The sequence below is a fragment of the Pararhizobium antarcticum genome (assembly GCF_001885585.1).
GTDB lineage: Bacteria > Pseudomonadota > Alphaproteobacteria > Rhizobiales > Rhizobiaceae > Pararhizobium > Pararhizobium antarcticum.
In genome coordinates, this window is the sequence record NZ_LSRP01000085.1 from 155,195 (window position 1) to 169,545 (window position 14,351).

The 14,351-nt window shown below is 61.5% G+C and carries 13 protein-coding genes; 8 read left to right on the forward strand and 5 right to left on the reverse strand.

The window, feature by feature from the left end:
- The first annotated feature begins 139 nt into the window (after window positions 1-139).
- Window positions 140-1,732 (forward strand): trimethylamine methyltransferase family protein, encoded by a 1,593-nt coding sequence (locus AX760_RS12655; RefSeq protein ID WP_071833316.1) that lies wholly within the window; start codon window positions 140-142, stop codon window positions 1,730-1,732.
- 15 nt (window positions 1,733-1,747) lie between these two features.
- Here the strand turns inward: AX760_RS12655 and AX760_RS12660 are convergent, their stop codons facing one another.
- Window positions 1,748-2,428, reverse strand: coding sequence for a helix-turn-helix transcriptional regulator (locus AX760_RS12660; RefSeq protein ID WP_071833317.1), 681 nt, complete (start codon window positions 2,426-2,428; stop codon window positions 1,748-1,750).
- 93 nt (window positions 2,429-2,521) lie between these two features.
- Here AX760_RS12660 and AX760_RS12665 point away from each other — a divergent pair, with 93 nt between their 5' ends.
- The 4 genes from AX760_RS12665 to AX760_RS12680 all read left to right on the forward strand — a co-directional run bounded on the left by AX760_RS12665 (window position 2,522) and on the right by AX760_RS12680 (window position 6,204).
- Window positions 2,522-2,821, forward strand: coding sequence for a hypothetical protein (locus AX760_RS12665; RefSeq protein WP_071833233.1), 300 nt, complete (start codon window positions 2,522-2,524; stop codon window positions 2,819-2,821).
- 6 nt (window positions 2,822-2,827) lie between these two features.
- The gene (locus AX760_RS12670) at window positions 2,828-3,928 is read left to right on the forward strand and encodes a DNA alkylation repair protein (protein ID WP_071833234.1); all 1,101 of its coding nucleotides are present in this window, start codon (window positions 2,828-2,830) and stop codon (window positions 3,926-3,928) included.
- A 299-nt stretch (window positions 3,929-4,227) separates the two neighbouring features.
- Window positions 4,228-5,751, forward strand: coding sequence for a DEAD/DEAH box helicase (locus AX760_RS12675; protein WP_071833318.1), 1,524 nt, complete (start codon window positions 4,228-4,230; stop codon window positions 5,749-5,751).
- Between the two features lie 201 nt (window positions 5,752-5,952).
- On the forward strand, window positions 5,953-6,204 hold the full coding sequence (locus AX760_RS12680; protein ID WP_071833319.1) for a hypothetical protein: 252 nt from the start codon (window positions 5,953-5,955) through the stop codon (window positions 6,202-6,204).
- A gap of 45 nt (window positions 6,205-6,249) precedes the next feature.
- Here the strand turns inward: AX760_RS12680 and AX760_RS12685 are convergent, their stop codons facing one another.
- Window positions 6,250-7,134 carry a DMT family transporter gene (locus AX760_RS12685; RefSeq protein WP_071833235.1) on the reverse strand — a complete coding sequence of 295 codons (885 nt, stop codon included), beginning with the start codon at window positions 7,132-7,134 and terminating at the stop codon, window positions 6,250-6,252.
- A gap of 371 nt (window positions 7,135-7,505) precedes the next feature.
- Here AX760_RS12685 and AX760_RS12690 point away from each other — a divergent pair, with 371 nt between their 5' ends.
- The 3 genes from AX760_RS12690 to AX760_RS12700 are packed head-to-tail and all read left to right on the forward strand — an operon-like array spanning window position 7,506 to window position 10,688.
- Window positions 7,506-8,900 carry a circularly permuted type 2 ATP-grasp protein gene (locus AX760_RS12690; RefSeq protein ID WP_071833320.1) on the forward strand — a complete coding sequence of 465 codons (1,395 nt, stop codon included), beginning with the start codon at window positions 7,506-7,508 and terminating at the stop codon, window positions 8,898-8,900.
- 6 nt (window positions 8,901-8,906) lie between these two features.
- Window positions 8,907-9,845: an alpha-E domain-containing protein gene (locus AX760_RS12695; RefSeq protein ID WP_071833236.1), complete on the forward strand. Its 939-nt coding sequence runs from the start codon at window positions 8,907-8,909 to the stop codon at window positions 9,843-9,845.
- A gap of 21 nt (window positions 9,846-9,866) precedes the next feature.
- Window positions 9,867-10,688, forward strand: a complete 822-nt coding sequence (locus AX760_RS12700; protein ID WP_071833237.1) for a transglutaminase family protein — start codon at window positions 9,867-9,869, stop codon at window positions 10,686-10,688.
- Between the two features lie 10 nt (window positions 10,689-10,698).
- On the opposite strand, the gene AX760_RS12705 is transcribed toward AX760_RS12700, so the two are convergent.
- From AX760_RS12705 to AX760_RS12715, 3 genes are all read right to left on the reverse strand, one after another.
- Window positions 10,699-10,962 carry a type II toxin-antitoxin system VapC family toxin gene (locus AX760_RS12705; protein ID WP_071833238.1) on the reverse strand — a complete coding sequence of 88 codons (264 nt, stop codon included), beginning with the start codon at window positions 10,960-10,962 and terminating at the stop codon, window positions 10,699-10,701.
- A gap of 82 nt (window positions 10,963-11,044) precedes the next feature.
- On the reverse strand, window positions 11,045-12,784 hold the full coding sequence (araD, locus tag AX760_RS12710; protein ID WP_087149236.1) for an L-arabinonate dehydratase: 1,740 nt from the start codon (window positions 12,782-12,784) through the stop codon (window positions 11,045-11,047).
- Window positions 12,785-12,846: 62 nt separating this feature from the next.
- Window positions 12,847-14,280: an aldehyde dehydrogenase family protein gene (locus AX760_RS12715; protein ID WP_071833239.1), complete on the reverse strand. Its 1,434-nt coding sequence runs from the start codon at window positions 14,278-14,280 to the stop codon at window positions 12,847-12,849.
- Between the last annotated feature and the right edge of the window lie 71 nt (window positions 14,281-14,351).

Here is a 14,351-nt window from a genome sequence, read left to right on the forward strand (position 1 = left end):
GGACGCATGACAGACGCAGATGAACGGGCACGATTTCGATCCGGTTTTCTGTCAAGGAAGTTTGCTGTCGCAAATGGTGGCGCATGCCGGGACCCAAATCTGCAACATCTCCGTCGTGTCCAAACGCGATGGAAAAATCATGAGCGACAACGAATTCTCCGCCATGCCCCTGGTCGATCAGCCCGAAGCCCCCGTCGAGCGGCGCCGGCGCGCCGGTGGCCGTGGCGCGGACCGGACAGCCCGGAGGTCCACGGGTCATTCGAAATATCTCAACCTCGTCAACACCATGACGAAATCCACGGTGCTCAGCGAGGATGCACTTGAAGCCATCCATGATGCGTCGCTGACAATCCTTGAAGAAATCGGCATGGATGTGATCCTGCCGGAAGCCCGCCAGCGGATGAAGGCGGCAGGCGCCGATGTGACGGAGGGAACCGACCGCGTGCGCTTCGACCGCGGCCTGATCATGGAGATGATCGCCTCGGTTCCACCGGCCTTCACCCTGCATGCCCGCAACCCGATCCGCAATGTTCAGATCGGCGGCAACAATCTCGTCTTCGCCCAGATTGCGTCCGCACCCTTTGTCGCCGACCGCGAGGGCGGACGCCGCGCCGGCAATCAGGAAGACTTCCGCAAGCTGGTCAAGCTCGCCCAGTCCTACGACATCATTCATACGACCGGCGGCTACCCGGTCGAACCGATCGACATCCACGCCTCGGTGCGCCATCTCGATTGCCTGTCCGACATGGTCAAACTCACCGACAAGGCGTTCCACTGCTACTCGCTCGGCCAGCAGCGCAACATCGATGCCCTCGAGATCGCCCGCATAGGCCGCGGCATTTCGGCCGAGCAGATGGAGCAGGAACCCTCGCTGTTCACGATCATCAATACGTCTTCGCCGCTGCGTCTCGATGGGCCGATGCTGCAGGGCATTATCGAGATGTCGTCGCGCAACCAGGTGGTCGTCGTCACGCCGTTCACGCTGGCCGGCGCCATGGCGCCTGTTACGATCGCCGGTGCCGTCGTGCAGCAGAATGCCGAGGCCCTGGCCGGCATCGCCTTTACGCAGATGGTCCGGAAGGGCGCACCGGTGCTCTATGGCGGCTTTACCTCGAATGTCGACATGAAGACCGGTGCCCCCGCCTTCGGCACACCGGAATACATGAAGGCGGTGATTGCCGGCGGCCAGCTTGCCCGCAAATACAACATCCCCTACCGCACCTCCAACACCAACGCCTCGAACACGCTCGATGCCCAGGCAGCCTACGAATCGGGCTTCTCGCTCTGGGCGCTGACGCAGGGCGGCGGCAATTTCATCATGCATTCGGCAGGATGGAGCGAGGGCGGGTTGACCGCATCCTTCGAAAAATTCATCCTCGACGTCGACATGCTGCAGATGGTGGCGGAGTTCCTTACACCGCTCGATGTCAGCCAGGATGCACTCGGCCTGGATGCGGTGCGCGATGTGGGCCCCGGCGGCCATTATTTTGGCACCGCCCACACGTTGGCGCGCTACGAGACCGCCTTCTATTCGCCGATCCTGTCTGACTGGCGCAATTTCGAAACCTGGACGGAGGCTGGACGGCCGACCACATACGATCACGCCAACCGTGTTTTCAAGGACAAGCTCAACGAATACGAAAAGCCGCCGCTCGATCTGGCCATTGAAGTAGAACTCGACGACTTCGTCGCCCGCCGCAAGCGCGAAGGCGGCGTCGCGACGGACTTCTGAAGCCTGTCAGATGGCTCAACCGGCAAATTGGTCCAGATAAGTTTCGAACGACTGGTGAGGCTCCGGGTCGAACCGTTCGGCCAGCACCGTCCAGACCTCGATCCTGTCGAGCCGGAAATCACGGAAGGCCTGGCGCATTTCGCACCAGGCGGTCATCACCCAGATCGCCCCGAACGCGGACAGGCCGAGCGGCCAGACAAGCCTTTGACTGCGCGCGCCGGGCAGTGCAACATAGGCGATCGATAGCTTGCGCCGCCCCGCCAGCGCCGCACGCACGTCACCGAGGCAGGCCGGCGGTTCTGGCTGCGCGGCAGCGCGGAAAGCATGGATCGGCATCGAGACCAGGCGCTTGGCATGCCCGGACGGCAGCATCGCCACGATCTTGTCCCTTGCCTCGCGGGCCGCCTGCCCAAGACGCGGGTCACCGAGCATGTCGACGGCCCGCAGTCCGAAGGCCAGCGCTTCGAGCTGCTCGAAGGTAAAGGTCAGCGGCGGAGCGTCGAAGGCCTCGCGCAACATGTAGCCGACACCGCGTTCACCTTCGATCGGTGCTCCCGATACCATCAGATGCATCATGTCCCTGTAGATCGTGCGCGGCGCCACTTCCATCGCCTCGGCAATGGCGGCCGCCGTCATGGCGCCACCCTTGGAACGCAAGAGCTGGATGATCCGGAACAGGCGGTCGGCAGGACGCATCGGCACACTCGGCATGGAGCGGAAACACTGTGGCCAGAAGGGTGTCAGTTGGACCGTGTTAGGTCAAGTCCGTCATTCACAGGAGCAAGATCCATGACCCAACCGACCATTCTTGAAATCGCCGTTTGCACCGTCACCGACCGGCCAGCCGCCGAACAGGCACGCCGCGCCGCCATGCAGGCCGTGCGCAGCTTTCCGGGCTTCGTCAGTTGGCGGGCCTTGACTGCGCCCGATCGGCAAGACCTCATCGCCGATCTTGTCGAATGGACCGACAAGCCGAGCGCCGATGCCGCCGCCGCACGGGTGCAGGCCGACCCGGCCTTTGCCCCTTACATGGCGACAATCGCAAGCGTATCCTTGATGCAGCATTTCGTAACCGCAGAGGCAATCTGAGCGCTGATGGCCGAGCCACTGAAACATCTGATCGGCCACCACACCGCCCGCGACACGGCCGACGCCGTGGCGCGGGCCTTCGCACCCTTCGAACGCGCAGCGTTTCTGGAAGACATCCTGCCCGTAATCGATACGCTGGAACTGATGCAGCGCGGAAAATTGATCGCAACCGCCCTGCATCGGCATCTTCCACCGGACTTCGAAGCAACCGTCCCGATCCTGCACGCCTGCCTTGCGCGTGTGGATAGACCGGGCCTCACCGGCTGGGCGCTGCTTTCAATCAACCAGTTCATCGCCGAATGCGGTGTCGCGCATCTAGACCTCTCGCTGGATCTTCTGAAGGCACTGACGCCGCACTTTACCGCCGAATTCGGCATCCGGACGTTCATCCATGCGCAGCAGGATCGGGCGCTGGCCATCATCGGGCCGTGGGTTGCAGATCCGAATCACCATGTGCGCAGGCTTGCCTCGGAAGGCACCCGGCCACGCCTGCCCTGGGCCATGCGCCTTCCCGCGCTCGTCCGCGACCCACAGCCCATCCTGCCGATCCTCGAAGCGCTGATGGATGACCCGGAAGACTATGTCCGCCGGTCCGTGGCCAACAGCCTGAACGACATCGCCAAGGATCATCCCGATCTGGTGGCCGCCTTCGTGCGCGATGCGATAAGCAACGCCTCGCCCCAGCGCCGACAATTGCTGCGCCACGCGTCCCGCACGCTTTTGAAGAAGGGTCATGGCGAGGCGCTTGCCAATTTCGGCTTTGCGCCCGCAGCGGGCGTCAATGCAGCGGTATCGATCGAAACCCCGGGTGTCACGTTCGGTGAGCATCTCGGCTTTAGCCTGACCGTGAGCAATACAGGCTCAGAGACGCAGCGGCTGATGCTCGACTATGCCATTCACCACCGCAAGGCCAATGGATCGCTCGCGCCGAAGGTCTTCAAATGGACCAGCCTGGATCTGAAGCCGGGCGAAACGCAGACATTCATGCGCCGGCATGCGCTGCGACCGATCACCACCCGGCAATATTATGCCGGCCTCCACCGTGTGGAGATCCTGGTGAATGGCGCCGGCCTTGCCAGCGGCGATTTCGAGCTGGTCATGTCCTGAGCGCAGGGCTGCCCTTCGCAGTCGCAAAAAACTATCTCTTGACTTTTTCGGTGAAAACAACGACATGAGGCCCAGCGTCACCTTCCGGCCGCCGCGTGAGCGGCCTGCGGGATCCTCTGGATCCCTAACGAAGGATAAGCGCAAAAGAGAATGTCCTGCCGATCACGGCAGGATGCAGCGCAGACCGCTTTATCAACCCACAAGTTCCCAAATCACGCGGGGTTCTTGACGCCAACCGACACCGGAACCGCATGGTGCTGTTCCGGCGAAAGCGTTTGGCGCCCCGAAAAGGCAATACATTGACCACTTTTAAAGACCTTGGCCTCTCCGAGCACATTCTGTCGACCCTTGCCGCGCAAGGTTTCGAAGTGCCGACGCCAATCCAGGCGCAGGCAATCCCGCTCGTGATGGAAGGCAAAGACCTCATCGGTCTCGCCCAGACCGGCACCGGCAAGACCGCGGCTTTCGGCCTGCCGATGATCGAAAAGATGCTGGCCAGCGGCAAGCGCCCTGACCCGCGCAACATCAGCGCACTGGTTCTGGCGCCGACCCGCGAACTGGTGAACCAGATCGCCTCGAACCTCAAGGACTTCGTCAAGAAGACCCCGATCAAGATCGGCCTCGTCGTCGGTGGTGCATCGATCAACAAGCAGTCCGAACAGCTTTCCCGTGGCGTCGACATTCTCGTTGCAACGCCGGGCCGCTTGCTCGACCTCATTGCCCGCAAGGCCGTGACGCTGACCCAGGCCCGCTTCCTCGTGCTTGACGAAGCCGACCAGATGCTGGACCTCGGCTTCATCCACGACCTGCGCAAGATTTCCAAGATGGTTCCGAAGAAGCGCCAGACGCTGCTTTTCTCGGCCACCATGCCAAAGGCGATCGCCGAACTGGCCAGCGAATACCTGGTCGATCCGGTTACCGTGCAGGTCACGCCTCCCGGCAAGGCTGCCGACAAGGTCGAGCAGTATGTGCACTTCGTCCAGGGCGCCAGCCAGAAGACTGAAATCCTCAAGAAGACGCTCACCGAAAATCCCGATGGCCGCGCCATGGTTTTCTCGCGCACCAAGCATGGCGCCGAAAAGCTGATGAAGCACCTCGAACATGTCGGCTTCTCCGTTGCCTCGATCCACGGCAACAAGAGCCAGGGCCAGCGCGAGCGCGCCCTGAAGGCCTTCCGTGACGGCGAGACCCGCGTTCTGGTCGCGACCGACGTTGCTGCCCGCGGCATCGACATTCCGGGCGTCACCCACGTCTACAACTACGACCTGCCGGAAGTGGCCGAAGCCTACATCCACCGCATCGGCCGCACGGCCCGTGCCGGCCGCGACGGCATCGCGATTGCCTTCTGCTCGCCGGACGAAATCCGTCTGCTGCGCGATATCGAGCGCCTGATGAAGATCGAAATCACCACGGCCAGCGGCGAAGTGCCGGCCGACCGCGCCCGCCCGAAGGGCTCGCGTGGCGGTCAGCGTCCGGGTGGCGGCAATGGCGGCGGCCAGCGCAATGAGCCGCGTGCAGACCATGCACCGCGTGCCCGTCCGGCCGCAGCCGGCGGCTTTGCCGGCGACGAACTGCTGAGCGATGCCGACATGCAGAAACAACATCGCAAGGGCCAGGGTCCTGCCGCACAGGCAGCCCACGAAAAAGCGATCGCCAAGCGTCCAGGCGGCAACCGCAACGGACGTCCCGGCCAGAAGCAGGGCGAATGGCGCAACCGCAATCACGGCGGCGGCACAGCCAGCGGCCAGCCCCGCGAAGGCAACCCGGCCGGCGCCAACGGCCTGCGCAAGCGTGCTGCCGGCGCCCGTCGCGACGAAGCGTAAGCTTTCATATCCGATCCAATGACATTTGAACGGCGGGGGAAACCCCGCCGTTTTTGATTCGATGCATGTTCGCAATTGAAGCGGCAAGCATGCGCAGGCGGATACCCGCTACCCATTTTTTTGAAGGAAATTTGTTTGCGGATGCGTCGATTCCGCAAGTCGCGCGTTTATCGGAGAGATCAAACTGATAAGGACACCATGATGGACAAGCGCATCGACCTCTCCGACCTTTCGCAAAACGAACTGAGCAATGTCATCGATGAGGCAAAGGACGTGCAGCAGACACGGCAGGACAGCCGCGAACGCGAACTGCCCACAGCCGCCGATGGCTCAAAGGGGCAGGATGTGCACGATCCCGACCACGGCGTCATCACCGCACCGACACCGCGCGAGGTGAAGGAAGAAGGTCCGGCGCACGGCGCTGAAAAGGATCTTCCGCAGAAGGGTAATTGAACACGACAAGGCCGGACGTTGCTCCGTCAGGGGCGGGTGGTCATCTCATGGCGCGATCGGACCGGGCGTACGATTGGTCAGGTACACGCCTGTGACAGCCACAACCGTACCGATGATCATCGGCGTGGTCAGCGTCTCGCCGAACAGGATCATTGCCTGCACGGCGGCAAGTGGCGGCACGAGGTAGATCAGCGACGCGGCCCGCGAAACCTGCCCCCTGCGGATCAGATAGAGCAGCAGCGCGATGGCGCCCATGGACAAGGCCAGAACCGACCATGCGAGCGCCGCGAAAAGCTCGAAAGACCATGTCACGTGCAGATCCTCCAGCATCAGCGCCAGCGGGATGGTGACGATCAGGGCACCGACATATTGCAGCGTCGCAATCGAGCGGATGTCGACCGCCTGGAGAAAGCGTTTCTGGTGGATCGTGCCATAGGTCGCCGCCGCCATGCCAAGCACATTGACGATCACCGGGAGGATCGGCGTGGCACCGGTGTCGATGGCAAGGATTTTTGGCAGGACGGCAATCGCAATGCCAAGAAAACCGATCGAGAGGCCGAGACGCTGTTGCCCGCTCAGGCGCTCGCCGATCAGGGCCGGTGCGACCGCTGCGGTCATCAGCGGCTGGAGACCGGCGATGATGCCGGAAAGTGCTGCGGGAACACCCTGGCCGATCGCCCACCAGACGGAGGCGAGATAAAGCCCGTGCAGGAACATGCCGGAGATGACTGCATGCCCGGCCTCGCCCCTCGTCCTTGGCCATTGCGCGCCGGTTGCGAGACAGAAGATCAAAAACAGCGTGACGGCAATGGCGTAGCGCAGCACGAGGAAGGTCAGCGGATCGGCAAAGAGGCCAGCATATTTTGCCACCACCCATCCCGTCGACCACAGGAGAACGAAAATGGCCGGGGCCAGACGATCGAGGGTCATGCTCTCTCCGTTGTGCCAACAGTGGCACGGGGCGCAAAGCGTTTGCGATAGAGCGAAGCATGCTGATGGTCAAAACAAAATTCGTGATGATGAGGTTCAGAAAATCGCAACACGACAACGCGCAAAGCATAGGCATCTGCACAATTGGAGCGCACTGCCCTCGGCCGTGCCGTCAGATCAGGCCGCTTGGCTTCTCCGGCGCGCCACATCGGAGAGGCCAGCGTACCCTGCGCCACGGCAATCCGTCCAAAAAATTGGCAATTCCCCGTCTGAAATTTCTTTTGCCCGGAAACGAGCATGCTTCTTGCATTGCACTTGCTGTTGTACTCAAATGACAAAAAAAGGGGATCACACCGTTGGCATTTGACGAAATGATGAATGCGGACAATAGCCCGCGCCAGCCTTACAAGACCTACAATGATTGGTATTCCAGCCAGGACAAGGCCCGACTGATTGCCAAATCGAAAGACGCAGAGAACATATTCCGCAAGACCGGCATCACTTTTGCAGTTTACGGACACGCCGACAGTGCGGAAAAACTCATCCCCTTCGACCTCATTCCGCGCATTATTTCCGGCCGGGAATGGCGCAAGCTCGCACAGGGCATCGAACAGCGCGTCATCGCCCTCAATGCGTTTCTCGACGACATCTACCACAAGCAGGAAATCATCAAGGCCGGCCGAATTCCGCGCGAACTGATCGAGCGCAACGTCACCTTCCTGCCGCAGATGATCGGTTTCCGCCCACCGGGTGGCGTCTATACGCATATTGTCGGGACAGACATCGTGCGCACCGGCGAGGACCAGTTCTACGTCCTCGAAGACAATGCCCGTACGCCCTCCGGCGTCAGCTACATGCTGGAAAACCGGGAGACGATGATGCAGATGTTCCCGGAACTCTTTCATCAGAACCGCGTTCGCCCGGTCGAAAACTATCCCAATCTGCTGCGCCAGAGCCTTGCTTCGCTTGCCCCTCCCGGATGCGAAGGCAAGCCGCGCGTCGCCGTCCTCACCCCCGGTATCTACAACTCGGCCTATTACGAACATGCCTTCCTGGCGGACATGATGGGGGTCGAACTTGTCGAAGGCTCCGACCTGCGCGTCATCGACGGCAAGGTCAAGATGCGCACAAGCCGCGGCTACGAGGCGATCGACGTGCTCTACAGGCGCGTCGACGACGACTATCTCGACCCGCTGACCTTCAAGCCCGAATCGACACTTGGCGTTCCCGGGATCATGGACGTCTACCGTGCCGGCAACATCACGATCGCCAACGCGCCGGGCACCGGCATCTGCGACGACAAGGCGATCTATTCCTACATGCCTGAGATCGTTGAGTTCTACACAGGCCGCAAGCCGCTTCTCGAAAACGTCCCGACATGGCGCTGTGCCGAGGCGGACAGCCTGAAATATGTTCTGGAAAACCTTGCCGATCTCGTCGTCAAGGAAGTCCACGGCTCCGGCGGCTACGGCATGCTGGTCGGGCCGACAGCCTCGAAGAAGGAACGCATGGCCTTTGCCGAAAAACTGAAGACACGCCCGCACAATTATATTGCGCAGCCGACACTGTCGCTCTCGACGGTGCCGATCCTCGTCAACAAGGGCATTGCGCCACGCCATGTGGACCTTCGCCCCTACGTTCTCGTTTCCGACAAGGTGCAGATCATACCGGGCGGCTTGACCCGCGTGGCATTGAAGGCCGGGTCCCTGGTGGTGAATTCCAGTCAGGGCGGCGGCACCAAGGATACCTGGGTTCTGGAGGACTGACGCATCATGCTTGGAAGAACCGCAAACGGTTTGTACTGGATGTTCCGCTATATCGAGCGCGCCGAAAATAGCGCCCGGCTGATTGATGCTGGCATGCGCATGTCGCTCACCCGATCGGAGGCAACCGAAGACGATTGGGACGGCGTGCTGCAGAGCTCGGGCGTCCGCGATACCTACGACGAGACCCATGACAAGCTGACCAGTGCCGACGCCATCGATTACCTGCTGCGCGAACGCAGCAATCCATCGAGCGTCATGTCGTGCATCGATGCCGGCCGCAACAATGCCCGCATGGTGCGCACCGCTTTGACCCGGGAAACCTGGGAGGCGACCAATGAATGCTGGCTCGACCTGAAGGCGCTTCTGGCGCGTCGTGTCAAGCCGGCGGACCTGCCGGAAGCCATCGATGCAATCAAGCGAAAGACCGGCCTCATCCGCGGCGCGTTTCACGGCACCATGCTGCGCAACGAGATCTTCAACTTCTCGCGCATCGGCACCTTCATCGAGCGCGCCGACAACACGGCGCGCATTCTTGACGTCAAATATTACGTGCTCCTGCCGGCCGTCAGTCAGGTCGGCTCGTCAATCGACAATGTGCAGTGGGAATCGATCCTGCGCTCCGTCTCGGCGCACCGCTCCTATGGCTGGGTCTACGAGGCCGAATACAAGGCCTCCAACATCGCCGACTTCCTGATCCTGAACGGCCGCATGCCGCGGTCGCTGGCCTATTGTTATGAAAAGATCTGCAGCAATCTGGGCTATCTTGCGCGGGAATACGGCGAACGGCACGCCGCCCATGCAACCGCCGAAGAAACGCTCGCCTCGTTGCGCAGCCATTCGATCAAGGATGTCATGGATCAGGGCCTGCATGAATATATCGAGAACTTCATCAGCCACAACAACCGTCTGGGACAGGAAATCTCCGACGGCTACCGGTTCTACTAGAATGGGCTGGGGGAGAACGACATGCGTCTGAAAATCAACCACACGACCCAATATACCTACGAAGAGCCGGTGCAGTATTCGCTGCAACGCCTGCGCCTGACACCCCTGACCCAGCCCGGACAGACCGTGCTCAGTTGGGAAACCTCGGTCGAGGGCGCACGAATGGAGGTCGGCTATGACGACCATTTCGGCAACCGCACCAATCTGGTCAGCGTCAATGGCGACCAGACATCAATCCGCATCATCGCCACCGGCGAAGTCGAGACCGAGGACAGATCCGGCGTCTATGGCGTGCACCAGGGCTATGCGCCGCTCTGGCTCTATCTGCGCGAAACGCCATTGACGAAGATGGCAAAGCCGATCCGCAATCTTGCCAAATCGATGAGCGGCGACACAGATCTTGCCAAGATGCACATGCTGATGTCGACGATCGCCGAAACGGTCGAATACCGGCAGGGCGAGACAGGCACCGAGACGACGGCGGAACAGGCGCTGTTGCAGGGAAGCGGTGTCTGCCAGGACCACACCCACATCATGGTCGCGGCAGCGCGGACACTGGGCCTTCCGGGACGCTATGTCTCCGGCTATTTGATGATGGAAGACCAGCCGGAGCAGACGGCAAGCCATGCCTGGGCGGAAATCCACCTCGCCGGCCTTGGCTGGGTCGGTTTCGATGCCGCCAACAAGATGTGCCCGGACGATCGTTATGTCCGCATTGCCTGCGGGCTGGACTATCGCGACGCCGCCCCGATCTCAGGCCTGATCCACGGCGCGGCCAGCGAGGCGCTGAAGGTGACGGTCACGGTGGAGCAGCAGGAACAGAGCCAGAGCCAAAGTCAGTAGCGACACCGCGTCACGAAGAAGCGGGAAAAACGGCGACATGTCCCTTTGCGCCATAGTCGAGCATAGCCTTGTCTGCCGTCAGCAGGGGCACTTGATGAAACCGCGCCGTCGCAACGATGATTCGATCGGCTGGATCCGCATAAAAAATGCCGGGAAGCCGGACGCTGCCAACAGCGATCGGGGTTTCAACAGCGGCAAGTTGCACGCCGGGTAAGGCCAGCGCACGCTCAAGCCAGCGCCCGACGTCGTCACCGAGTGCAATTCGGCCAATCATCGCAAAATGAACCGCAATGTCCCCTCAGAATCAAAAAGGCGGAGACTATGCTCCGCCTTTCTCAATACAAAACGACAGCCGATCAGTGGCTGTCCTTGCCCACCGCGCTGCCGCGACATCCCTTGAGGAAATCGAGGTCGGCACCGGTATCGGCTCCCTGGACATGCTGCTGGTGCAGCCAGGCATAGCCGGATGTCGGCAGATCATGGTTCGGCTGCCAGGCGGCCAGGCGCCGCGCCAGTTCCGCCTCGGGAATATCCAGATGAAGGCGACGGTTCGGCACGTCCATCTCGATCATGTCGCCATTTTGAACGACCGCGAGCGGCCCACCGACGGCGGCCTCAGGCGAGGTGTGCAAGACGACGGTACCGTAGGCGGTCCCGGACATGCGGGCGTCGGAGATACGCACCATGTCGGTGATGCCCTTCTTCAGCACTTTCGGCGGAAGGCCCATATTGCCGACTTCCGCCATGCCCGGATAACCCTTCGGACCACAGTTCTTCATGACCATGACGCAGGTCTCGTCGATATCGAGATTGTCGTCGTTGATCTTGGCCTTGTAGTCGTCGATATCCTCGAACACCACGGCCCTGCCCCGGTGCGTCAAGAGATGCGGCGAGGCCGCCGACGGCTTCAGAACGGCACCCTTCGGCGCGAGATTGCCGCGCAGAACGACGATGCCGCCGGACTGCGTCAGGGCCTTTTCGGCAGGCAGAATGACGTCTTCGTTCCAGTTGACGACATCCTTGACCTCGTCCCACATGGTTTCGCCGGACACCGTCAGTGCATCCCTGTGCAGGATGCCGGCTTCGCCGAGACGCTTCAGAACGACCGGCAGGCCACCGGCATAGAAGAACTCTTCCATGAGGTACTTGCCCGACGGCATGAGGTTGACGATGGTCGGCACGTCGCGGCCGCAACGGTCCCAGTCGTCGAGCGTCAGGTCGATGCCGACGCGGCCGGCCATGGCCAGCAGGTGGATGACGGCATTGGTCGATCCACCGATCGCAGCATTGGTGCGGATGGCATTTTCAAAGGCCTGCTTCGTCATGATGTCGGACGGCTTCAGGTCATCCTTGACCATCTGCACGATCCGGCGACCGGTGAGCTGCGCCATCGCCTTGCGGCGGCTGTCGACACCCGGAATTGCGGCATTGCCTGACAGCGCCATGCCAAGCGCTTCGGCCATGGACGCCATCGTCGACGCAGTACCCATGGTATTGCAGGTGCCGGAGGAACGGCTCATCGAAGCTTCTGCCTCGAGGAATTCGGCCTGCGTCATCTCGCCGGCCTTGACCATTTCGGAGAATTTCCACAGATGCGTGCCGGAACCGACCCGTTCACCACGGAAATAGCCGTTTAGCATCGGCCCGCCGGTGACGACGATCGACGGCAGGTCAACGGATGCAGCGCCCATGATCAGCGACGGCGTGGTCTTGTCGCAACCGACGAGCAGCACGCAGCCATCCATCGGCTGGCCACGGATGGCCTCCTCGACGGCGAGTGCCGCAAGATTGCGATACATCATGGCGGTCGGGCGGAAGGTGTTTTCGGAAGCCGAGAACACCGGAACTTCCATCGGGAAGCCGCCGGCCTCCCAGATACCGGCCTTCACCTTTTCAGCCAGTTCGCGCAGATGGCCGTTGCACGGTGTCATGTCCGACCAGGTGTTGAGGATGCCGATGACCGGGCGTCCGTCAAACAGATCATGCGGATAGCCCTGGTTCTTCATCCAGCCGCGGTGATAAATGACATCGCGGCTTGTGCCGCCATACCATTCCTGCGACCTCAGCTTGCGCGGCCATTCCGCTTTCTTAAACATCATCATTGTCCTTTGAAGGTCCGGACGGATCGGCGCTGTGCTCCGATCCGCCGGATATGTCGTTACGCCAGCGTGTAGGCCGTCTTCACGACGGTGAAGAACTCGGCCGCGTATTTGCCCTGCTCGCGCGAACCGAAGGAGGAAGCCTTGCGGCCGCCGAACGGAACGTGGAAATCGACACCGGCTGTCGGCAGGTTGACCATGACCATGCCGGCTTCCGAGTTGCGCTTGAAATGCGTCGCGTGTTTCAGGCTCGTCGTGGCAATACCGGCAGACAGGCCGAACGGCGTGTCATTGGCAACCGAGAGCGCCTCTTCGTAATCCTTCACCCGGATGACCGACGCAACGGGCCCAAAGATCTCTTCGCGCGAAATGCGCATCTGGTTGGTGGCTTCGGTAAACAGCGTCGGCTGCAGGTAGAAGCCAGGATTGTCGCGCGAGATCGTCTCGCCGCCGAAGGCAAGCTTTGCGCCTTCCGACTGGCCGATGGCGATGTAGTCGGTGTCCTGCTTCAACTGGCCGGCATCGACCACCGGGCCGATATGCGTACCGGCTTTCAGCGGATCATCGACGACAAGGCCCTTCAGCTTTTCCGTCAAGGCAGCGACGAACTTGTCATGAATGCCTTCGGTGACGATCAGGCGCGAGGAAGCCGTGCAGCGCTGGCCGGTCGAGAAGAAGCCGGAATTGGCAGCGGCTTCGACAGCCACCGTCAGGTCTGCATCATCGAGCACGACCATCGGGTTCTTGCCCCCCATTTCCAGCTGGAACTTGCGGTTATGCTCGATCGAGGAAGCCGCGACCCGCTTGCCGGTTCCGGTCGAGCCGGTAAAGGTGATGGCGGCGAGATCCGGGCTGTCGAGCATGGCCTGGCCAACGACCGAGCCCTTGCCCATGACGAGGTTGAGCACGCCCTTTGGCAGACCGGCGCGATGCAGAATGTCGGCGATCGCCCAGGAGCAGCCCGGCACGAGTTCGGCCGGCTTGAAGACGACCGTGTTGCCGTAGCAGAGCGCCGGCGCGATCTTCCACGCCGGGATAGCGATCGGGAAATTCCACGGCGTGATGATGCCGATGACACCGATCGGCTCGCGGGTGATCTCGACACCGATATTCGGCCGCACCGACGGCAGGACTTCGCCTGCAAGGCGCAGGCACTCGCCAGCGAAGTAGTCAAAGATCTGCGCGGCGCGGATAGTCTCGCCGATCGCTTCCGGCAACGTCTTGCCCTCTTCGCGGGCGAGCAGCTTGCCAAGCTCGTCCTTGCGCGCCAGGATTTCGTCGGCGGTCTTCTTCAGGATCGAATGGCGCTCGAGAATGCCGGAGCGCGACCAGGACGGAAAGGCAGCCTTGGCCGCCGCAATCGCGGTCTTGGCATCGTCTGCGCTGGCGCGGGCGTAGAGGCCGACGACTTCGTTGGTGTTGGACGGATTGATGTTCTCGATGCCGTCCGTGCCGACCCATTCGCCGGCAATCAGGTTCTGATGGAGTGTCATAGGCTCAAGGCCTCCTTGGTGTTCGCGCACGCCGTCTTGGGACTGACGCATCGCTTTCAGATTTAAACGAC